At 71.7% G+C, this 21809-nt stretch carries 16 protein-coding genes; 9 read left to right on the top strand and 7 right to left on the bottom strand.

The annotated features are described in order from the left end of the window. Positions 1-49: 49 nt before the first annotated feature. The 4 genes from ACFRU2_RS25280 to ACFRU2_RS25265 all read left to right on the top strand — a co-directional run bounded on the left by ACFRU2_RS25280 (position 50) and on the right by ACFRU2_RS25265 (position 5701). Positions 50-2662: an ATP-grasp domain-containing protein gene (locus tag ACFRU2_RS25280; protein WP_382975921.1), complete on the top strand. Its 2613-nt coding sequence runs from the start codon at positions 50-52 to the stop codon at positions 2660-2662. Beyond that, positions 2659-3999: an MFS transporter gene (locus ACFRU2_RS25275; RefSeq protein ID WP_382975919.1), complete on the top strand. Its 1341-nt coding sequence runs from the start codon at positions 2659-2661 to the stop codon at positions 3997-3999. The genes ACFRU2_RS25280 and ACFRU2_RS25275 overlap by 4 nt, the downstream gene beginning before the upstream one ends. Then, positions 3996-5237 (top strand): PLP-dependent aminotransferase family protein, encoded by a 1242-nt coding sequence (locus ACFRU2_RS25270; RefSeq protein WP_382975916.1) that lies wholly within the window; start codon positions 3996-3998, stop codon positions 5235-5237. Before ACFRU2_RS25275 ends, ACFRU2_RS25270 begins: the two co-directional genes overlap by 4 nt. An 89-nt stretch (positions 5238-5326) precedes the next feature. Beyond that, positions 5327-5701 (top strand): nuclear transport factor 2 family protein, encoded by a 375-nt coding sequence (locus ACFRU2_RS25265; RefSeq protein ID WP_382975913.1) that lies wholly within the window; start codon positions 5327-5329, stop codon positions 5699-5701. A gap of 127 nt (positions 5702-5828) precedes the next feature. Here ACFRU2_RS25265 and ACFRU2_RS25260 read toward each other — a convergent pair whose 3' ends face one another. Further along, on the bottom strand, positions 5829-6407 hold the full coding sequence (locus ACFRU2_RS25260; protein ID WP_382975910.1) for a DUF937 domain-containing protein: 579 nt from the start codon (positions 6405-6407) through the stop codon (positions 5829-5831). A 288-nt stretch (positions 6408-6695) separates the two neighbouring features. On the opposite strand from ACFRU2_RS25260, the gene ACFRU2_RS25255 reads away from it, so the two are divergent. Together ACFRU2_RS25255 and ACFRU2_RS25250 are read left to right on the top strand one after the other, a co-directional pair. Continuing rightward, on the top strand, positions 6696-8942 hold the full coding sequence (locus ACFRU2_RS25255) for an ATP-dependent RecD-like DNA helicase (RefSeq protein ID WP_382975908.1): 2247 nt from the start codon (positions 6696-6698) through the stop codon (positions 8940-8942). Between the two features lie 183 nt (positions 8943-9125). Further along, positions 9126-10415 (top strand): citrate synthase, encoded by a 1290-nt coding sequence (locus ACFRU2_RS25250; protein ID WP_243335006.1) that lies wholly within the window; start codon positions 9126-9128, stop codon positions 10413-10415. Between the two features lie 302 nt (positions 10416-10717). Here the strand turns inward: ACFRU2_RS25250 and ACFRU2_RS25245 are convergent, their stop codons facing one another. Beyond that, a complete protein-coding gene (locus tag ACFRU2_RS25245) occupies positions 10718-13003 on the bottom strand; it encodes a heavy metal translocating P-type ATPase (RefSeq protein WP_382975905.1) in 2286 nt (761 codons plus the stop codon). Between the two features lie 114 nt (positions 13004-13117). Next, a complete protein-coding gene (locus tag ACFRU2_RS25240; protein WP_274553249.1) occupies positions 13118-13351 on the bottom strand; it encodes a heavy-metal-associated domain-containing protein in 234 nt (77 codons plus the stop codon). A gap of 177 nt (positions 13352-13528) precedes the next feature. Between ACFRU2_RS25240 and ACFRU2_RS25235 the strand changes: the two genes are divergently transcribed. Next, a complete protein-coding gene (locus ACFRU2_RS25235) occupies positions 13529-14785 on the top strand; it encodes a cation:proton antiporter (protein ID WP_382976357.1) in 1257 nt (418 codons plus the stop codon). Here the strand turns inward: ACFRU2_RS25235 and ACFRU2_RS25230 are convergent. Continuing rightward, on the bottom strand, positions 14763-15548 hold the full coding sequence (locus ACFRU2_RS25230; protein ID WP_382975902.1) for a TetR/AcrR family transcriptional regulator: 786 nt from the start codon (positions 15546-15548) through the stop codon (positions 14763-14765). The genes ACFRU2_RS25235 and ACFRU2_RS25230 overlap by 23 nt on opposite strands. Before the next feature lie 141 nt (positions 15549-15689). Between ACFRU2_RS25230 and ACFRU2_RS25225 the strand changes: the two genes are divergently transcribed. Continuing rightward, the gene (locus tag ACFRU2_RS25225; RefSeq protein ID WP_382975899.1) at positions 15690-17954 is read left to right on the top strand and encodes an MMPL family transporter; all 2265 of its coding nucleotides are present in this window, start codon (positions 15690-15692) and stop codon (positions 17952-17954) included. 44 nt (positions 17955-17998) lie between these two features. Here the strand turns inward: ACFRU2_RS25225 and ACFRU2_RS25220 are convergent, their stop codons facing one another. The 3 genes from ACFRU2_RS25220 to ACFRU2_RS25210 form a co-directional block, all read right to left on the bottom strand. Next, positions 17999-18199 (bottom strand): AlpA family transcriptional regulator, encoded by a 201-nt coding sequence (locus ACFRU2_RS25220; protein ID WP_053674774.1) that lies wholly within the window; start codon positions 18197-18199, stop codon positions 17999-18001. A 252-nt stretch (positions 18200-18451) separates the two neighbouring features. Beyond that, a complete protein-coding gene (locus ACFRU2_RS25215) occupies positions 18452-19474 on the bottom strand; it encodes a Gfo/Idh/MocA family protein (RefSeq protein WP_382975896.1) in 1023 nt (340 codons plus the stop codon). A gap of 61 nt (positions 19475-19535) precedes the next feature. Further along, positions 19536-20450, bottom strand: a complete 915-nt coding sequence (locus tag ACFRU2_RS25210; RefSeq protein ID WP_382975893.1) for a sugar phosphate isomerase/epimerase family protein — start codon at positions 20448-20450, stop codon at positions 19536-19538. Positions 20451-20516: 66 nt separating this feature from the next. Here ACFRU2_RS25210 and iolC point away from each other — a divergent pair, with 66 nt between their 5' ends. Further along, on the top strand, positions 20517-21521 hold the full coding sequence (iolC, locus tag ACFRU2_RS25205) for a 5-dehydro-2-deoxygluconokinase (RefSeq protein ID WP_382975891.1): 1005 nt from the start codon (positions 20517-20519) through the stop codon (positions 21519-21521). Positions 21522-21809: the final 288 nt, after the last annotated feature.

Below are 21809 nucleotides of genomic sequence, written 5' to 3'. Positions count from 1 at the left end.
GCGAACCCGCTCCACGCCCCGCATCGGAAAGGATCCCACCGTGGTCGTCATGACCTCCGAACGCCAGCGCGTCATCCTCGTAGGCAGCCGCATACAGCAGTACCGGGAGTACGCCCTTGCCTCCCTCGCCCAGCACTACGAGGTCACCCTCGTCGCGCCGGAGGCCCCCACCTGGCAGGCCCGTTACGTGGAGACCCACCGGATCGCCGACACCACGGACGCCGCCAAGCTCTACGCCCCGGTCGCCGACCTGCGCGGCGAGGTCGCCAACGCCGCCGTCGTCACCTGGGACGAGTGGTCGCTGGTCGCCGTGTCCTCGGTCGCCAAGAAGCTCGGCATGCGGGCCATGGACCCGGCCGCAGCCAAGATCTGCCGCGACAAGTACGCCACCCGCCAGGCCCTGGAAGCGGCCGGCATGGCCGCCGTCCGCTACATCCCGGCCACCACCGAGGACGAGGCCGTCGCCGCCGCCGAGTCCATCGGCTTCCCCGTCGTCGTCAAGCCCCGCACCCTCGGCGGCAGCTTCGGCGTGATGATGGCCCGCGACGTGGACGGCCTGCGCCGGGCCTTCCGGCTCGCCTCCACCAGCCGGCTGCGCGGCGCCGGTACCACCGCCTCCGTCCTGATCGAGGAGTTCATCGAGGGCCCCGAACTGAGCGTGGACAGCGTCGTCGTGGACGGCGTCGCCACCCCGGTCTGCGTGGCCCGCAAGCGCCTGGGCGCCCACCCGTACTTCGAGGAGGTCGGGCACCTGGTCACCGACTGGCGCCACGAGCCCTGGGCCGACGCCGTCACCCAGCTGGTCCAGGACTCGCACCGCGCGGCCGGAGTCGACTACGGCGTCACCCACACCGAACTGCGCGTCGCCGCGAACGGCCCCCGCCTGATCGAGCTCAACGGCCGCCTCGGCGGCGACCTCATCCCGCACCTGAACAAGCTCGCCACCGGCGTGGACCTGCCGCTGGCCGCCGCCCGGATCGCCTTCGAGGAGACCCCGGACATCACCCCGACCCGCGCCCTCAGCGCCGAGGTCCGCTTCCTCTACCCGGCCTACGACGGCGCCGTCGACCGCGTCGTCCTGCCCGCCCCCGAGGACGTCGAGGACCTGGCCGAGGCCGTCGCCCTCGTGGAGCCCGGCGACGAGCTGCTGCTCCCGCCCCGCGGCCTGACCCCCCGCTCCGCCGCGCTCATCGCGGTCAGCGAGACCCCGGCCGGCACCCGCCGCGCCCTGGACCGCGCCGAGGCGCTCTCCCGCACCGAGGTCTCCGGAGTCGCCGCGCACCGGCTCGGCGCCCGCGTCGAGAACGCCGTGACCCGCCGCTTCTTCGACCACGAGCGCACCGCCGCCCGCCAGACCGTCTCCGGCGTCCGGGGCGTGGAGTGGTTCCGCTACGGAGCCGGTGGCGGCGAGGGGCTCAACCGCCCCGTCTTCCTCAGCGAAGCCGACGTCACGGGCCTGGAGACCGACCTGAACGGCCTCTTCGAACTGCTCAAGGCGGTCCCCGCCCGGCTCTTCGGCGGCGACCTGCGCGCCTTCGCCACCGCCGTCGGGATGTCCCCCACCCAGGCCGACCTGGTCCTGCGCGGCTCCGTGGACGAGCTCGCCCCGCTCTCCCGCGCCGACCTGTACCGGGAGACCGGCGGCTTCCGCGTCATGGAGCTCAACACCGGCTCCTCGCTGGGCGGCTGGCAGATGGGCGAGTTCGCCCGCGCCCTGATCCAGGACGCCGAGTTCGCCGAGTTCGCGGCCACCGAGGGCCTGGTCTACCCCGACCCGCTCGCCCGCATCACCGAGGTGCTGCGCCGCCAGGCCCCCTCCCTCGAAGGCATCGAGCGGCCGTACCTGGCGATCACCGACTGGCCCGAGGGCTTCGAGAAGTCCAAGTGCTGGATGGAGTTCGTCGTACCGGCCTTCGAACGGCTCGGCTTCGAGACCGTCGTCTGCCACCTGGGCGACTTCGCGTACGAGGACGGCAACGTCCTCCACCAGGGCCGCAAGGTCGACGTGGTCTACCGGATGTTCCTGCCCGGCGAAATGCCCGACGAGCCCCGCACCTACGACCTCGTCAACCCGCTGCTCGACGCCGTCGAGGCCGGCACGGTCGAACTGTTCGCCCCGCTCGACTGCGAGCTGTACGGGAACAAGGGCAGCCTCGCGATGCTCAGCGACGAGCGCAACCGCGCCGTCTTCACCGAGGCCGAACGCGAGCTGATCGACCGGATCCTGCCCTGGACCCGCTTCGTCCGCGACGAGAAGGTCACCTTCGGCGGCGAGAAGATCGACCTGCTGCCCTACGCGATCGCCAACAAGGACCACCTGGTCCTCAAGCCCACCCTGCTCTACGGCGGCGTCGGCGTCACCCCCGGCTGGACCACCGACCAGAAGGAATGGGTCGCCAAGCTCCGCCAGGCCGTCGACGGCCCGTACGTCCTCCAGCACCGCCTGCTCCCGACCACCGAGCGGTTCCTCTCCGAGGACGGCGAGACCTGCGAGGACATGGCCGTCGCCTACGGAACGCTGATGGTCGACGGACGCTACGCCGGCACCCTGGCCCGCGGAGTCACCGACCCGGCCGTGGGCATCGTGAGCATGCTGCGCGGCGCCCAGATCGGCTGCGCGTTCCACGTCGACCCGGCCGCAGAGGGAGTGGAAGCGAAGTGACCGACATCGGGAACGGGGCCGCCGAGCCGGTGGAGGAGACGGCGGCCGCAGCACCGGCCGCCGCCGCACCCGCCACGCTCTGGCGGGACCCGGAGTTCCTCAAGTTCTGGTCCGGGGAGGCGATCTCGCAGGTCGGGGCCCAGGTCACGACCCTGGCGCTGCCGCTCACCGCGGTGCTGACGCTCGACGCCAGCTCCTCCCAGGTGGGCTTCGTCAACGCAGCCTCCTACGCCCCGTTCCTGATGGTCACCCTCCTGGTCGGCGTCTGGGTCGACCGGGTGCGGCGCAGGCCCCTGATGATCATGGCCAACGTGGGGCGTGCGCTGCTGGTCAGCGCGGTGCCGCTGCTGGCCGTGCTCGACCTGCTCCGCATCGAGCACGTGTACATCGCCGCGCTGCTCGTGGGCACCCTCACGGTGGTCTTCGACGTCTCCTACCAGTCGTACCTGCCGACCCTGGTCGGCAAGCAGCACCTGGTCGAGGGCAACAGCAAGCTCCAGGGCACCAGTTCGCTGGCCCAGATCGGCGGGCCCGGACTGGCCGGTCTGCTCATCGGCTGGGTCACCGCCCCCTACGCCCTGCTGATCAACGGGGCCTCGTACCTCGTCTCCGTGCTGACGCTGCTCGCCGTACGGCGCGTCGAGCCGGAGCCGGTGCCCCAGCAGGAGCGGACCGGGATCCGGACCAGCATCGCCGAGGGCATCCGGATCATCTGGGACAGCGCCCACCTGCGGGCCTGCGCCCTCCAGTCCGGTCTGTACAACCTGTGCTGGATGTCCCTCCAGACGGTGTTCGTGCTCTACGCGGCCCGCACGCTCGGCATCTCACCCGGAGGCATCGGCCTGCTCCTGGGCACCGGGGCGGTCGGCTCGCTGGTCGGCTCGATGCTCGCGCAGTGGCTCAAGCTGAAGATCGGTCTCGGCCGCGCCATCCTGGCGGCCCTGCTGCTGTGCTGCCTGGCCCCCGCGGCCATCCCGGCGGCCCCCGCCGACAACGGGGTGCTCTCGCTGGCCCTGTTCGTCGCCGCCTTCGGCCTGATCGGGGCCGGCGGCACCATGGCCAACATCCACATCATCAGCCTGCGCCAGTCCATGACCCCGGACCAGCTCCTGGGCCGGATGAACGCCGGGTACCGGTTCGTCTCCTGGGGGACGCTCCCGCTCGGCGCCCTGCTGGGCGGCTGGCTCGGCGACCTGATCGGGCTGCGGGAAACGCTGTTCGTCACCGCCGCGCTCTTCCTGACCGCGGTCCTGGTCGTCCTGAAGTCCCCGGTGTGGCGGCTCACGGAGTTCCCGCCGCAGATCGTCGCGCAGCCCCGGAAGGCGGACGCAAGGTGAGCCCCGAAACCCGAGCCGAAGCCGCCGTACCCGGCGCCATCGCAAGCCTGCTCGCGCGCCGGACCGGCTGGGGCCGCTCCGACGCGGTGAGCCGGATCCTGGCGGCCGCCGCCGCCCCCGGGGTGCTCTCGATGGCCGGCGGGATCCCGGCCCCCGACAGCTTCCCCGTGGCCCGGCTCGCCGAAGCCACCGACCGGCTGTTCGCCGGGTCGGGCGGGTCTGTGGCACGAGCCCTCCAGTACGCCCCCACGGACGGCATCGCCCCGATGCGCGAGGTGATCGCGGCCCGGGCGAGCGCGACCGGGGCGCCCGTCGGCCCCGACCGGGTGATGGTCACCGCGGGCAGCCAGCAGGGCCTGGACCTCGTCGCCCAGACCCTCATCGACGAGGGCGACGAGGTGGCCCTGGACGACCCGAGCTACCTGGGCGCCGTACAGGTCTTCCGGCGGGCCGGAGCCCGGCTGCTGCCCGTGCCCGGTGACGCGGACGGGATGCGCACCGACGTCCTGGAGCAGCGCCTGCTCGCCGGGGCGCGGCCCAAGCTGGTCTACGTCGTACCGCACTTCCACAACCCCACCGGAGCCGTGCTCTCCGAGGAGCGGCGCCGCCACCTGGCCGCGCTGGCCGAGCGGTTCGGCTTCCTCGTCGTCGAGGACGACCCGTACGGGGACCTGGCCTTCGAGGGGAGCCGGCTGCCGTCCACCGACGTCCACAGCGGGCGGGTGGTCCGGCTGATGAGCCTCTCCAAGACGGTCTGCCCGGGGCTGCGGGTGGCCGGTCTGGTCGCCCCGGCCGAGCTGATCGGGGAACTGGTCGCCGCCAAGCAGTGCGGGGACCTCCAGACCAACACCTTCGGCCAGTACCTGCTGGCCGATCTGCTGGGGGACCCGGAGTTCCTGCCGGCCCACCTGGCGGGCCTGCGCACGCTGTACGGCGGCCGGGCCCGCGCCATGGAGACCCTGCTGCGCGAGCGGCTGCCCTGGCTGGAGTTCGAGAGGCCGCGCGGCGGGCTCTTCTTCTGGTGCCGGCTGACCGACCCCCGGGTGGGCTCCGACGCACTGTACGCGCACGCGCTGGCGCAGGGGGTGGCCATCGTGCCCGGTACGCCCTTCTGCATAGAGGAGGACGGCTCGCGGGTCCTGCGGCTGTCCTTCGCCTCCCTGGACGACGCGCAGCGCCGGGAAGGGGTTTCGCGGCTGGCCACGGCCTGGGAAAAGGCCTTCGCCGACGGGCCGTGACCCGTCTTCCGTCCCTACGCGTTTCCGTCCCTCTCGTTTCCGTCCCTCTCGTTTCCGTCTTTCCGTCCACACCCTTAAGGAGCAAGGCCGTGACAACGACGTCGCCCGCACCGGTGACCGCCGAATCCCTGGTGGCCCGGCTGTTCCAGGTGATCGACACCCGCTCGTGGGACCGGCTCGGCGAGGTCTTCGCGCCGGACGCCGTGTACGAACGGCCGGGTTACCCGGCGCTGGAGGGTCTCGACCGGATCCGCCGGTTCTACGAGCACGAACGGATCATCACCTCGGGCGCCCACGAGGTGAGCCAGGTGACCGGGGGCCTCGCCGCGGCCGCCTGCTGGGGGCGGTTCCGGGGCGCCGACAAGGAGGGCACGGCCCTGGACGAGGCATTCGCCGACACCTACCTCGTCCGCGACGGCAGGATCGAGCGCCGCAAGACCTTCTTCTTCCGTCCGGCGATCTGACGGCCGATCCGACAGCCGATCCGACGGGTGGCCGCATCCGGGCCGGGTCCGGACCGCTGGAGGGCGGTCCGGACCCGGCCCGGGGCCGTTTGGTCCGAACGGGTGAAGTGCTGCTCGAAGGCCCCGGCTACTTCTTGCCGCCGCCGAGGATCTGGCCGAGCAGGTCGCCGAGGCCGCCGCCGGCTCCCGGGGCCGCGCCCGCCGCTCCCGGTACCGCTCCCGGCGACGGGATCGGGGACTCGGCGCCCGCCGCCGACGGCGCCCCGGCGCCCGCGCCCCCGGCCTTCCCGGCCGCACGCTTGGCGAAGACCGCCAGCAGGACCGGGATCAGCATCTCGATGACCCGGGCAACGGTGGGCGCGGGGATGCCGGTCTTCTTGGAGACCGCGTTGGCCACGGGCTTGCTCACCTTGGCGAGCACCCCGGCCATCATCCCGCCGCTGAGCAGGCCGCCCAGGCCGCCGCCGAGGGTGGCCACGCCTTCCAGCGGGGCTTGGGTGACCTCGGCGAAGGCCTGGCGGACTTCGTTGCCGTCGTCGTCATCGGCGTCGGCCTTCTGCTGGAGGTCGCCGGTCATCGCCCCGACCGTGGCCGCGACGGTGTCACGGGCGCCGTTCGTGTCGGTGCCGAGGAGACCGGCGATCTCGGTCAGCTTCTCGTCGCCGAGTTCGGTCAGCACGTCGTCCTGGAAGGAAGGTTCGCTCATGCCTGAAACGCTACTTCTGTGGTGATTGGGCGGCACCTCGGATGGCGTCCGGAGCCCCCTTGGGTAATGGAAAGGTAAAGTTCCGGATTCGCGTGCAACCACGGGCAGGGGTCGCGGGTCGTATGGTGCGTCGGGACTTCCGGGGGGGATCCGGGGGGATCGGGAAGTCCGATGAGGGAGGGGTAACCGTGAGGGGGTCCGGCCGAAAGGCGGGACCCCCTTTCGGTTGTCCGCCGAGATGTCCACAGGCCCGGTGGAACTGTCGTACCCGGGCTGTAGCTTCGGGCCATGACGACGAACGCGGCCGTGGCGCCGGCGGTGGTCGAAGGGGTGCTGGAGCGCATCACCTACGCCAATGAGGAGAGCGGGTACACGGTCGCCCGGGTGGACACCGGCCGTGGCGCCGGCGACCTGCTCACGGTCGTCGGATCCCTCCTCGGGGCCCAGCCGGGCGAATCGCTGCGCATGGAGGGCCGCTGGGGCTCGCACGCCCAGTACGGCAGGCAGTTCACCGTGGAGAACTACACGACGCTGCTGCCCGCGACCATCCAGGGGATCCGGCGCTACCTCGGTTCCGGCCTGATCAAGGGCATCGGCCCGAAGATCGCCGACCGGATCGTGGAGCACTTCGGCCTCGACACCCTCGACGTCATCGAGGAGCAGCCGAAGCGGCTGATCGAAGTGCCCGGCCTCGGCCCCAAGCGGACCAAGCTGATCGGTGCCGCCTGGGAGGAGCAGAAGGCCATCAAGGAGGTCATGGTCTTCCTCCAGGGGGTCGGCGTCTCCACCTCCATCGCGGTGCGCATCTACAAGAAGTACGCCGACGCCTCCATCTCCGTGGTGAAGAACCAGCCGTACCGGCTCGCCGCCGACGTCTGGGGCATCGGCTTCCTCACCGCCGACCGCATCGCGCAGGCCGTCGGGATCCCGCACGACAGCCCGGAGCGGGTCAAGGCCGGCCTCCAGTACGCCCTGTCCCAGTCCGCCGACCAGGGGCACTGCTTCCTGCCCGAGGACCGGCTCATCGCCGACGGGGTCAAGCTGCTCCAGGTGGACACCGGGCTGGTCATCGACTGCCTGGCCGAGCTCGCCGCCGATCCGGAAGGGGTCGTACGGGAATCAGTGCCGGACCCGCAGGGCGGCCCGGACCCGCTCACCGCCGTGTACCTGGTGCCGTTCCACCGCGCCGAGCTGTCCCTGGCCGGCCAGGTGCGCCGCCTCCTGAACGCGGACGAGGACCGGCTGCCCGCCTTCCGGGACGTGGACTGGGACAAGGCCCTGGGCTGGCTCGCCGGGCGGACCGGAGCCACGCTGGCCCCCGCGCAGCGGGACGCGGTCCGCCTCGCCCTCACCCGCCGGGTCGCGGTCCTCACCGGCGGGCCGGGCTGCGGGAAGTCCTTCACCGTGCGCTCGATCGTGGAGCTGGCCCGGGCCAAGAAGGCCAAGGTCGTCCTCGCCGCCCCCACCGGCCGGGCGGCGAAGCGGCTGGCCGAGCTCACCGGGGCCGAGGCCTCCACCGTGCACCGGCTCCTGGAACTCAAGCCGGGCGGGGATGCGGCGTACGACCGGGAGCGGCCGCTGGATGCGGACCTGGTCGTCGTGGACGAGGCCTCGATGCTCGACCTGCTGCTGGCGAACAAGCTGGTCAAGGCCGTGGCACCGGGTGCCCACCTGCTGCTGGTCGGGGACGTGGACCAGCTGCCCTCGGTCGGGGCGGGGGAGGTGCTGCGCGATCTGCTCGCCGAGGGCGGGCCGGTTCCGGCCGTCCGGCTGACCACGATCTTCCGGCAGGCCCAGCAGTCCGGGGTGGTGACCAACGCCCACCGGATCAACACCGGCCTGCCGCCGATCACCGACGGGCTGCCCGACTTCTTCCTCTTCCCCGAGGAGGACACGGAGGAGGCCGGAAAACTGGCCGTCGACGTCGCCGCCCGTCGCATTCCGGCCAGATTCGGTCTCGACCCGAGGCGGGACATCCAGGTCCTGGCCCCCATGCACCGCGGTCCGGCCGGCGCCGGAAACCTCAACGCGCTGCTCCAGCAGGCCATCACACCGGCCCGGCCGAACCTGCCCGAGAAGCGGTTCGGCGGCCGCGTCTTCCGTGTCGGCGACAAGGTCACGCAGATCCGCAACAACTACGACAAGGGCGCCAACGGCGTCTTCAACGGCACGGTCGGCGTGGTCACCGCCCTTGACCTCGAGGAACAACGGCTGACGGTGCGCACGGACGAAGACGAGGAAGTGGCCTACGAGTTCGCGGAGCTCGACGAGCTGGCCCACGCGTACGCCGTCACCATCCACCGCTCCCAGGGGAGTGAATATCCGGCCGTCGTGATCCCGGTCACCACCGGCGCTTGGATGATGCTCCAACGGAACCTGCTGTATACGGCCGTCACCCGGGCGAAGAAATTGGTCGTCCTGGTCGGGTCCCGCAAAGCCCTCGCGCAGGCGGTGCGTACCGTTTCCGCAGGCAGGAGGTACACGGCCGTCGCACCCAGGCTGTCCGGACGTATACCGGTGGGAAACATCACCTAGATGATCGATCATTTGGGGTTCCTACAACGGTTGCGGAGGGGGCAGGATGTGCACGCTGGCGGCACTGAGTGCCGTCAAAAACACCAAAGCTCGACCCCGAGTGCACTCACCTGCGCCAAATGGGGGAAGGTAGAGGCAGTCAGGGCACCTCGAAGAAGAGGCACTACGTCGGTGAGGGATGACGTGAGCGACAACTCTGTAGTACTGCGGTACGCGGACGGTGAATACACCTACCCGGTGGTCGAGAGCACCGTCGGTGACCAGGGCTTCGACATCTCGAAGCTCAGGGCTCAGACCGGGCTGGTCACCCTGGACAGCGGCTACGGAAACACCGCCGCCTATAAGTCCGCCATTACCTACCTCGACGGTGAGCAGGGCATCCTGCGCTACCGCGGTTACCCGATCGAGCAGCTGGCGGAGCGCTCGACCTTCATCGAGGTCGCCTACCTGCTGATCAACGGGGAGCTGCCGACCGTCGACCAGCTCGCGTCGTTCCGCAACGAGATCACCCAGCACACGCTGCTGCACGAGGACGTCAAGCGTTTCTACGACGGCTTCCCGCGCGACGCGCACCCGATGGCGATGCTGTCCTCCGTGGTCAGCGCGCTGTCGACGTTCTACCAGGACAGCCACAACCCGTTCGACGAGAAGCAGCGCAACCTCTCGACGATCCGGCTGCTGGCCAAGCTCCCGACGATCGCGGCGTACGCGTACAAGAAGTCGGTCGGCCACCCGGTGGTCTATCCGCGCAACGACCTCGGCTACGTCGAGAACTTCCTGCGCATGACCTTCTCCGTGCCGGCCCAGGAGTACGACCTGGACCCGGTCGTGGTCGCCGCGCTCGACAAGCTGCTGATCCTGCACGCGGACCACGAGCAGAACTGTTCGACCTCCACCGTGCGTCTGGTCGGCTCCTCGCAGGCGAACATGTTCGCCTCGATCTCCGCCGGCATCTCGGCCCTGTGGGGCCCGCTGCACGGTGGCGCCAACCAGTCGGTCCTGGAGATGCTCGAGGGCATCAAGAACGACGGCGGCGACGTCGACGCCTTCATCCGCAAGGTGAAGAACAAGGAAGACGGCGTCCGCCTGATGGGCTTCGGACACCGCGTCTACAAGAGCTTCGACCCCCGGGCGAAGATCATCAAGGCGGCGGCGCACGATGTCCTCTCGGCGCTCGGCAAGGACGACGAGCTCCTCGACATCGCCCTGAAGCTGGAAGAGCACGCGCTGGCCGACGAGTACTTCGTCGAGCGCAACCTCTACCCGAACGTCGACTTCTACACCGGCCTGATCTACCGGGCCATGGGCTTCCCGACCGAGATGTTCACCGTGCTCTTCGCGATCGGCCGGCTGCCCGGCTGGATCGCCCAGTGGCACGAGATGATCAAGGAGCCCGGCTCCCGCATCGGCCGCCCGCGCCAGATCTACACCGGCGAGGTCCTGCGCGACTTCGTTCCGGTCGAGTCCCGCTGACCCGAGGGTCGAGCCGCAGCAACCGCAGGACTCGCAGGACCAGTAGGACGCGTAGTACAGGAAAAGCGCCCCGCCATCGATCCCCCCACGGGTCGAAGGTCGGGGCGCTTTCCTTACCCCGGAACGGATTCCCCCCACGGGACCCGGACCGGGTGTCTGCGTGCCGAGCGAACGTGTAGTCGTCCCAACACGTTTTCGGCATCGCCCCATTAGACCCACGGGCCTGCCCGAAGGTTACGTCGGGGCCCCTGTGATCTGCGTCTCGTGTGAAGAGGATGTGCGCGGGGCGTGAAGGGTGATCACTAGCGGAAGGACCGCAGCCGCAGGCTGTTGGTGACCACGAAGACCGAGGAGAAGGCCATCGCGGCCCCCGCGATCATCGGGTTGAGCAGTCCGGCGGCGGCCAGCGGCAGCGCCGCGACGTTGTAGCCGAAGGCCCAGAAGAGATTGCCCTTGATGGTGGCCAGGGTCCGGCGCGAGAGCCGGATCGCGTCGGCCGCGACCCGCAAGTCGCCCCGTACGAGGGTCAGATCGCTCGCCTCGATCGCCGCGTCGGTGCCGGTGCCCATGGCCAGGCCCAGGTCGGCCTGGGCCAGCGCGGCGGCGTCGTTGACCCCGTCGCCGACCATGGCGACGGTGCGGCCCTCGGCCTGCAGCCGGCGCACGACGTCCACCTTGTCCTGCGGGAGGACCTCGGCGATGACCTCGTCGATGCCCACCGCGCGGGCCACGGTCTGCGCCACGGCCTGGTTGTCGCCCGTCAGCAGGACCGGGGTCAGCCCCAGCGCCCGCAGCCGGGACACGGCCTCGGCGCTGGTGTCCTTGACCGCGTCGGCCACGGTCAGCACGCCGCGCGCCTCCCCGTCCCAGGCGACCAGCACGGCGGTGGAACCCTCGGCCTCGGCGGCGGCCTTGACCTCGGCGAGGGCGGCGGGCAGCGCGATCGACCAGTCGGCGAGCAGCTTCTCGCGCCCCACCAGGACGGCGTGTCCGTCGACCACGCCCTGGACGCCGAGGCCGCCGTGGTTCTCGAAGCCCTCGGGAACCGCCAGGCCGCCGGGGAGGTCCGCGGCGCCCGCCGCGACGGCCCGGGCGATCGGGTGCTCGGAGGCGTGCTCCAGGGACCCGGCCAGGCGCAGCAGTTCGGCGGCGTCCACGCCCTCGGCGGGGTGGGTGCCGGCCAGGGTCATCCGGCCGGTGGTCACGGTGCCGGTCTTGTCCAGGACGACGGTGTCCACGCGGCGGGTGGACTCCAGCACCTCGGGGCCCTTGATCAGGATGCCGAGCTGCGCGCCCCGGCCGGTGCCGACCATCAGCGCGGTCGGAGTGGCCAGGCCCAGGGCGCACGGGCAGGCGATGATCAGCACGGCCACGGCGGCGGTGAAGGCGGCCGTCGGGTTGTCGGTGATCAGCAGCCAGGTGACCCAGGTGCCCAGGGCCAGGACGAGCACGACCGGGACGAAGACCCCGGAGATCCGGTCGGCGAGGCGCTGCACCTCGGCCTTGCCGTTCTGGGCGTCCTCGACCAGCTTGGCCATCCGGGCGAGCTGGGTGTCCGAGCCGACGCGGGTGGCCTCGACGACGAGCCGTCCGGAGGTGTTGACGGTGGCTCCGGTGACGGTGTCGCCCACGGTGACCTCGACGGGGACCGATTCACCGGTCAGCATGGCGGCGTCCACGGCGGAGCTGCCCTCGACGACGGTGCCGTCGGTGGCGATCTTCTCGCCGGGCCGGACGAGGAACCGGTCGCCCACCGCGAGCGCGCTCACGGGGATGCGCACCTCGGTCCCGCCGCGCAGCACCGCCACGTCCTTGGCGCCGAGCCGCATCAGGGCCTTGAGGGCCGCGCCGGCCTTCCGCTTCGAGCGGGCCTCCAGGTACCGGCCGAGCAGGATGAAGCTGACGACTCCCGCCGCCACCTCCAGGTAGATCGCCGAGGAGCCGTCCGTACGGGAGACGGAGAAGTCGAAGCCGTGCCGCATGCCGGGCATTCCGGCGTGGCCGAAGAACAGGGCCCACAGCGACCAGAGGAAGGCCGCCCCGGTGCCGACCGAGACCAGGGTGTCCATGGTGGCCGCGCCGTGCCGGGCGTTGGTCCAGGCGGCCTTGTGGAAGGGGAGCGCGCCCCAGACGACGACGGGGGCGGCCAGGGTCAGCGAGAGCCACTGCCAGTTGTCGAACTGCAGGGCCGGGATCATCGCGAGCAGGACCACGGGCAGCGAGAGGACCACGGAGACCAGCAGGCGCTGGCGCAGCGCGGCCAGTTCGGGGTCACGGGCCTCGTCGGGGGCCTGCGCCTCCTCGGCCTGCTCGGGGACGGGCGGCGGGGGCTCTTCGGCGGTGTAGCCGGTCTTGACGACCGTCGCGATGAGGTCGGCGACCTGGACGTCGGCGCCGTAGGAGACCTTGGCCTTCTCGGTGGCGTAGTTCACCGAGGCGGTGACCCCGTCCATCCGGTTCAGCTTCTTCTCGATGCGGGCCGCGCAGGAGGCGCAGGTCATCCCGCCGATGGTCAGCTCGACCTCGGCGGTGGGCGCGGTGGCGCCGTCAGCCGCTATGGGTCCGTCGTGCACTGTGCTGCTGCTCATGATCCGGGCTCCAGGGGGAGGGCCGGGCCGTACGGAACCAGTATGAGCTGGCCGGTACGGCCCGGCGGGGTGCTGCGGGTACTGCTTGAGCGGGTGATGCGGAAGAGGTGGTGCTCAGGCCTGGCCGGCGAACTCGTAGCCGGCCTCGTCGACCGCGGCGCGTACGGCGGCCTCGTCGAGCGGGGCGGCCGAGACCACGGTGACCTCGCCGGTCGCGGCGACGGCCTTGACCGAGCTGACGCCCGCGAGGGCGGAGAGCTCGGCGGTGACCGCGCCCTCGCAGTGCCCGCAGGTCATGCCGGTCACCCGGTAGACGGTGGTGGTCTGGGTGTCCGTGTCGGCGCTCATGTCGTTCTCCTCTTCAAGGGCGTGTCCGGGGGGCCGGAAGGGGCGGCGGATCGCTCGTCACGAGTCCACCGTTCATCCCGACACTTGGAGACTATACCCCTAGGGGGTATCGACGCGAGCATTCGACGAGATCTTTTGCGGTGGACAATTGGTGTGAACCGTATGTAAATGGCACCTATGGCCGACTCGGGGACCACTCTCATCCTGATCATGTCGATCGCGGTGCTCGCGCCCCTGCTCGCGTACGGGGTCTCGCGCTGGCTCCCCGTCCCGCTGGTGATCTTCGAGATCGTCCTCGGCGTCCTGGTCGGACCCGACGTCCTCGGCTGGGCGCACTCCACCGAGCTCGTCGACGTGCTCAGCGAGCTCGGGCTCGCGATGCTGATCTTCCTGGCCGGCTACGAGATCCAGTTCGCCCAGGTCAAGGGCGACACCCTGAAGCGGTCGGTGTGGGCCTGGATGGCCGCCCTCGCGCTCGGGCTCGGGATCGGACTGCTGCTGTCGGGCGGCGGGTTCGACAAGGGCGTCTACATCGGCACCGCGCTCACCAGCACCGCCCTCGGCACGATCCTGCCGGTCCTGCGGGACTCGGGGGACCTCCAGAGCCGGTTCGGCTCGGTGATGATGGCGATGGGCGCGGTCGGCGAGTTCGGGCCGATCATCGCGATGGCCCTGCTGCTCAGCGGCCGGGCGCCGGGGCAGTCGGCGGCGCTGCTGATCGGCTTCGCGGTGCTCACCGCCGCCGCCGTGTTCTGGGCGATGCGGCCCAAGCCGCCCTGGTTCGCCCGGGTCATCGCCAAGACCCTGCACAGCAGCGCGCAGTTCGCGGTGCGCCTGGTGGTGCTGATCCTCGTCGCGTTCCTGGCGCTCTCCGAAGTGCTCGGCCTCGACGTCCTGCTCGGCGCCTTCGCCGCCGGGCTGATCACCCGGCTCGTGCTGCACGGGGCCGCCCCGGAGAGCAGCGAGGCCGTGCTGTCGAAGGTGGAGGCCATGGGATTCGGCTTCCTGGTGCCGCTGTTCTTCGTGGTCACCGGGATCGAGTTCGACCTGGCCGCGCTGCTCGGGGGCGGGCGGGTGCTCCTGCTGCTGCCGGTGTTCCTGCTGCTCTTCCTCGTGGTGCGCGGGCTCCCGATGTGGCTGCTGGCCCCCCGGGACCTCGGGCGCCGGGACCGGTCGGCGCTGGTGCTGTTCGGCTCCACGGCGCTGCCGCTGGTGGTGGCGATCACCACCCTGGGCGTGCAGGAGGGAAAGCTGGGGTCGGGGGAGGCCGCGGCGCTGGTCGGGGCCGGGATGGTGTCCGTCCTGGTCTTCCCGCTGGTGGGGCTGCGGTTGCGGGCGGGATCCTCCGGTGACGGGTCCGGGGCGGGATCCGGAGCCGCCGGGCCGGGGTCCGGGGACGTCGGGCAGATGGTCAGTGAGGAGGAAGCGTGGTGAACATCGGGTCCAGGTAGCGGAACAGGACGGTCTTCAGTTCCGTGACGTAGGCGGCCCGGTCCGCGCCCTCGCTGGCCAGGATCAGCTCGAGCGAGGTCTTGACGATCCCGAGCACCATGTGGGCGACGTGGGTGAGCTCGGCCTCGGTGGCGGGGGCGCCGTCGGCGGTGGGGGTCACGCAGGCGCGGAGCACCTCCTCGACGCGGGTCAGCATGCCGACGTGCAGCTCGTCGTGTTCCTGGGAGATGCCGGGGATGCCGGCGCCGTGCATGAGCGCCCAGAAGGCCGGGTTCTCGCAGTTGAAGGCGATGACCGGATCCAGGACGGCGTCGAGCAGCTCGGGCAGCGGCCGGTTCAGGTTCTCGGGGAGGAAGGCCCGGCCGTGCGCCTCGTGGGCGCGCTGGAGGAGGTGCCCGCCGAGCTCCACGGCGATGGCCTCCTTGTTCGGGAAGAACTGGTAGAGCGTGCCCGGGGAGACGCCGGCCTCGCGTGCGATGGCGTTGGTGCTGGCCGCCGCGTAGCCCGTACGGCAGAACACCCCGGCGGCGGCCGCCAGGAGCTGGGCGATCCGGCGCTCACCGCGGGCCTGGCGGCGGCGGGGGGCTGCTTCCGGCGCTGCTTCCGGCACGGCTCCCGGCGCGGTCTTCGCGGCTCTGGTGGCTCCCGTGGCCTTCGCGGCCCGCGCAGCCTCGGCGGCCTCGGCGGCCTCCGGGGTCGGTTCTCCCGCTTTGTCCGGACTTTTGGTCCGAGAGGTCTCCCGCATGTCCAATCCCTTGCTTCCCGTTGCTTCCCGTGGGTGATTGACAAACGCGAGAGATCGCTCGCATTCTTGAGAAACGCGAGCGACTGCTCGTGTTTGCCAGTCTAAGTGGCCTGGCAATCACGGTGAAGGGGACACCGAGTCATGTCTCAAGTCAAGAAACCGCCGTCGCCTGGGGAGGGCGGTCGGTGGACCGGGTTCGTCACCACACGGCCGAGGCTCTCGCTGCTGCTCGCCCTCGTGGTCACGGCCCTGGCCGTCTTCGCGGGCGGAGGCGTCGCCGACCGGCTCGGAAGCGGGGGCTGGGAGGACCCCGGCGCCGGCTCCACCTATGCCACCAAGGCGCTGGAGCGCGAGTTCCCCGGCTCCCAGCCCAATCTGCTGCTACTCGTCGACGTAGGGGCCGTGGGGGCCGCCGGACCCGCCGCCGGGGCGGCCGGGGTGGACGACCCCGCCGTCGCCGCCGAGGCCGAGCGGCTGACGGCGCGGCTCGCCGCCGAGCCGGGGGTGACCGGCGTGGGCTCGTACTGGCGGACCGGGATGCCCACCCTGCGCTCCGAGGACGGCCGCCAGGCCCTGATCGCCGCCCGGGTGCTCGGCGACGAGAAGACGGCCAACGCCGTCCTGGACCGGATCGTGCCGAGCTACCGCGGCGAGCACGGACCGCTGAAGGTGTCCCTCGGCGGCCAGGCCGCCGTCCAGCGCGAGGTGACCTCCACCATCCAGGAGGACCTGCTGCGCGCCGAGCTGATCGCCCTGCCCGTGACGCTCATCCTGCTCGTCCTCGTCTTCGGCAGCGCCATCGCGGCCCTGCTGCCCCTCGGCGTCGGCATCGTCGCCATCATCGGAACCAATGCCGTGCTGCGCGGACTGACCGAGTTCACCGACGTCTCCGTCTTCGCGCAGAACCTGACCACCGCCCTCGGGCTCGGCCTCGCCATCGACTACGCCCTGTTCATCGTGCGGAGGTTCCGCGAGGAGCTGGCCGCCGGGCGCGACCCGGTCGCGGCCGTCGGAGTCACCCTGCGGACCGCCGGGCGGACGGTCCTGTTCTCGGCGCTGACCGTGGCCGTCGCCCTCTCGGCCATGCTCTTCTTCCCGATGTACTTCCTGCGCTCCTTCGCCTACGCCGGAGTCGCGGTCGTCCTGCTCGCCGCCGCGGCCGCGCTCATCGTGCTGCCCGCGGCCCTGGTCCTGCTGGGGGAGCGGGTCAACTCCTTCGACCTGCGCCGGCTGTGGCGCCGCTCCGGGCCGGCCGGGAGCGACCCGGGACGGGCCGGAGGCGGGCGCGGCTGGGCCCGGCTGACCGACCTGGTGATGCGCCGCGCCCCGGTGTTCGCCGTGGCCACCACGGCCGGACTGCTGCTGCTCGGACTGCCCTTCCTCGGAGTGAAGTTCGGCACCGTGGACGACCGGCAGCTGCCGGTGACCGCCGAATCGCACGTGGTGCAGCAGCACATCCGCGAAGGCTTCCCCGGCAGCCCCGGCGGAGCACTGACCGTCCTGACCGAAGGAGCCTCCGGCGCCGCCGATCTCGACGCCTACAAGCAGCGGGTGGCAGCCCTGCCCGGAGTGCTGGGGGTGGAAGGACCGGTGAGCTCGGCCTCCGGCACCGGATACGCCTACTTCTCGGTGCTCACCAAGGGCGAGGAAGTGGGACAGGAAGCCCAGGACCTGGTGGGCCTGGTCAGGGCGGTGGACGCGCCCTTCGACAGGGCCGTGACCGGACAGGCCGCGGTGCTCGTCGACGCCCAGGACGCCATAGCCGAGAAACTGCCCCTGGCCCTGGCCGTCGTGGTGCTGGCCACCCTGCTCCTGGTCTTCCTGCTCACCGGGAGCCTGCTGATACCCCTCCAGGCGGTGCTCCTCAACGCGCTGAGCCTGACCGCGATGTTCGGGGCGGTGGTGTGGGTGTTCCAGGAGGGCCACCTCTCCGGACTGCTGTCCTTCACCTCCACGGGAGACATCGAGACCACCCTGCCCGTGCTGATGTTCTGCATCGCCTTCGGACTCTCCATGGACTACGGGGTGTTCCTCATATCCCGGATCAAGGAGGAGTACGACCGGACCGGGGACCACGAGGGTGCGGTGCGCGCCGGGCTGACCCGCACGGGCGGACTGATCACCGCGGCGGCCGTGATCCTGGCGGTGGTGATGGTCGCCATCGGCAGCTCGCGGGTGACCAACACCAAGATGCTGGGCCTGGGAATCGCACTGGCCGTGCTGATGGACGCGATGGTCGTGCGGAGCCTGCTGGTGCCGGCGGTGATGAAGCTGACCGGCAAGGCCACCTGGTGGGCGCCGGCGCCGCTGCGCCGACTGCACGAACGCTTCGGGCTGAGCGAGGGGGAGCCGGCGCCGACCGCCGGGCAGTCCGAGCCCGCGCCCGTTCCCGCAGGGAGCCGCTAGCGGACGGGGCCCGGGAGGGTCCCGTCCCTGGACCGGACGCCGCGTCAGTCCTCGCGGCGTCCGCGGTTGCCGGGCCGGCGCGCCACCCAGGCGCGGATGGTGTCGGCGTACCAGTAGGGCTTGCCGCCCTCGACGTGGTCGGGTGCGGGCAGCAGCCCGTGCTTGCGGTAGGAGCGCACCGTGTCCGGCTGGACCCGGATGTGAGCGGCGATCTCCTTGTACGACCACAGCTGTCGGTCGCTCATCCTCGACACCTCCTTGTCCACGCCGCGGGGCCGGCCGGGAGGCCGTCGGGGAGCCGGCGCGTGGACACTGACGATCACTCAGGTTGTGCCCGGGGAACGACGCAGGGTGAGGTCAGGGGAGGGGCTGTCGTCCGGCTGTGACGGAAGACCCGCGTAATGCGGACATGCGTGACATGCCGACGACCCTCGTGACACAGGTGGCACACAGGGCGCAGGCGGTGCCCCCGGTGTGGCGGGGCCGGGACGGTCGGATCAGCGGTAGAGGGCCGGGCGCGGGGCCAGTTCCACCTGGGTCCGTACGCCGCTGCGGGCCGCGGCGAGGCCCGCCTCCGAGACGGCCGCCGCCGCATAGCCGTCCCACGCGTCGGGACCGTCCACGCGGCCCAGCGCGGCCGCGGCGACCCAGCGGCGCAGCTGGCGGTCGTAGGCGTCGGCGAAACGCACCGTGAAGTCCTGGTCGATCTCCCCGCCCCACCGGCCCGCCGACTGGACGACCATCGCGTGGCCGTCGCCGATGCGGGCGGTGCCGGACTCGCCGACCGCCTCGCACTGCACCTGGTAGCCGAAGCCGCAGTTGACGAAGATCTCCACGTCGACCACGGCCCCTCCGGAGGTCTCCATGAGGACGAACCGGGGATCGCGCAGCCCCTCGCGGGCGGCCGAAGCGGCCGAGGAGGGCGTCGGGGAGAGCACGGTCACCGCGGTGATCTCCTGGCCCAGCAGCCAGCGGGCCGCGTCCACCTCGTGCACCACCGAATCGCTGATCAGCATGTCGCTGGTGAAGAAGGACGGCGATGCGGCGTTGCGGTGCCGGCAGTGCAGGAACAGCGGCCGCCCGATGCCGCCCGCGTCGAGCAGCTCCTTGAGCCGCGCGTACTCGGCGTCGTAGCGCCGCATGAAGCCGACCTGGACGAGCCGGCGGCCCAGCCGCGCCTCCGCCTCCATGATCCGCAGGGCGCCCGCCGGATCGGGGGTCAGCGGCTTCTCGCAGAGCACCGGCAGCCCCCGCTCCAGCGCGCGCAGGATCGCTTCCTCATGGGCGGGCCCGGGCGAGGCGATCAGGACGGCGTCCACCCCGGGCGCCGCTATCGCGGCCGCCGGATCGGTGTGCGCGCTCGCCCCCTCCAGACCGGCCGCGACCTCCTTGACCCGGTCCCCGTCCGGGTCGGCCACGGCCACCACCCGGGCCCCGCCGACCGACCGCCCGAAGCGGTGGACGTGGTCGGAGCCCATCTTCCCGGTACCGATGACGGCGATGCCGAGCGTGCTGGTCATGTTCTGTTCCTCCACGAGGGTTCGTACGGCAGGTGCGGCAGTTGCGGCCGGGGGCCTCGGTTCAGCGGGCGCCGCAGGAGCGCAGGTAGGCGCGGGTGCGGCGGGCGATCGGCAGCGGACGGTCGGGCGGGCACGGGTACATGTCCTGCTCCACGATGGCGAACAGGTCCACGCCGAGCCGCTCGGCGGCCGCCAGCACCGGTTCCAGCGCGGGCACCCCCGCCGGCGGCTCGCACATCACCCCGCGGGCCACCGCCGGCCCGAAGGGAACCTGGTCCCGCACGACTTCGGCGAGGATCCGCGGATCGACCTGCTTGAGGTGGAGGTAGCCGATCCGCTCGCCGAACGTCTCGACGGCCCGGACGCTGTCGCCGCCGCAGTACGCGTAGTGCCCGGTGTCCAGGCAGAGGGAGACCAGCGCGGGATCGGTGGCGTCGAGGAAGCGCGCCACGTTCTCGGGGGTGTCGATGTGCGTGTCCGCGTGCGGGTGGACGACGATCCGCAGCCCGTACTCGTCCTCGACCCGCTTGCCCAGCCGCTCGGTCTGCGTGGTCAGTTCGCGCCAGCCCTCCGGGGTGAGGGTGCGGTCCTCCAGCACCTCGCCGGTCTTGTCGTCCCGCCAGAAGGACGGGATCACGACGAGGTGCGCCGCGCCCACGGCCCGGGTGAGCTCCGCGATCCGCGACACGTGCTCCCAGGTGTCCTCCCACACGGCGGGCCCGTGATGGAGTCCGGTGAAGACGGTTCCCGCGGAGACCCGCAGGCCGCGCGCCCCGACCTCGTCGGCGAGCCGGACGGGATCGGTGGGGAGATAGCCGTAGGGACCGAGCTCGATCCACTCGTACCCGGCTTCGGCGACCTCGTCGAGGAACCGCTCCCACGGGGTCTGCCGGGGATCGTCGGGGAACCAGACCCCCCAGGAGTCCGGAGCCGAGCCGACGCGGATACGGGTCAACGCGGGTGGTGAGGACGTCATACGGCCACCTTAGGGTGCGAGGCTCTTGGGTACGGGGAGCACTCGGTCGGGAGGAATGGTGTGGTGATGGCTGCGGATCCGTTGGCGTTCGACCTGATCACGATGGGCCGGATCGGGGTGGATCTCTACCCCTTGAAGACGGGCGTACCGCTCGGCGAGGCGGACACCTTCGGGAAGTTCCTGGGGGGTTCCCCGACCAACGTCGCCGTCGCGACGGCCCGGCTGGGCCGGCGGACGGCGGTGATCACCCGGACCGGCGCGGACCCCTTCGGCGCGTATCTCCGGTCGGAACTGCGCGGGTTCGGGGTGGACGACCGGTGGGCCGGGGAGGTGGCGGCCTATCCGACGCCGGTGACCTTCTGCGAGATCTTCCCGCCGGACGACTTCCCGCTGTACTTCTACCGGTACCCGAAGGCGCCGGACCTGGAGATCGCCGCGGACGAGCTCGACCTCGACGCGGTGCGGGCGGCGCGGGTGTTCTGGATGACCGGTACCGGGCTCAGCGCGGAGCCGAGCCGGACGGCCACCCTGGCCGCGCTGGAGGCGCGCGGCAGGAGCCCGCTCACGGTGTTCGACCTGGACTGGCGCCCGATGCTGTGGCCCTCCGGCGAGGGGGCCGGGGCCGGAGCGGTGCCCGAGGGCGGGACCGCCGGGCCGGGGGAGTGGTACCGCCGGGCGCTGTCCCTCGCCACGGTGGCCGTGGGCAACGCCGAGGAGTGCGCGATCGCCACCGGCGAGACCGAGCCGTACGCGGCCGCGCGGGCGTTGCTCGCGGCCGGGGTGGAGCTGGCGGTGGTCAAGCGCGGCCCGGCCGGGGTGCTGGCCGTCCACCGTGACGGGACGGCGGTGGAGCTCCCTCCGGTCCCGGTGACCGTCGTCAACGGGCTCGGCGCGGGTGATGCCTTCGGCGGGGCCCTGTGCCACGGGCTGCTCGCGGGGTGGGAGTTGGAGCGGGTGATCCGCTACGCGAACGCGGCCGGGGCGATCGTGGCCTCGCGGCTGGCCTGTTCGACCGCGATGCCGTTCGCGGAGGAAGTGGAGGAGGTGCTCGGCCGTGCCGGTGGTGTCTGAGTGGGCGATGGAATGGACGAGGCTGCTCGTCCTCGACCTCGCGCCGGGGGAGGTGTACGCGCACGAGTGCGCGGAATCGGAGTGGATCGTCCTCCCCTTGGCAGGCGGCTGCGAGGTCCGCTGCGCGGAGCCTTCCCCCACCCCGCCCCTTCCCGAAACCGGGGGCGCAGCCCCCGGCCCCCCACCCCGGGGGGTCGGCCCAGGACGCGAGCACCAAAAGACCGGGAGAGGGGGATGGTGGCGCTCCGTTCCCACGCCCCCCCCAAGCCCCCCCGCCCCCCCCCACGC

Source organism: Streptomyces sp. NPDC056883, from assembly GCF_042788835.1.
GTDB lineage: Bacteria > Actinomycetota > Actinomycetes > Streptomycetales > Streptomycetaceae > Streptomyces > Streptomyces stoeckheimensis.
The sequence above is the reverse complement of the archived record's forward strand: the minus strand, read 5'-3'. Positions and strand labels throughout refer to the sequence as shown.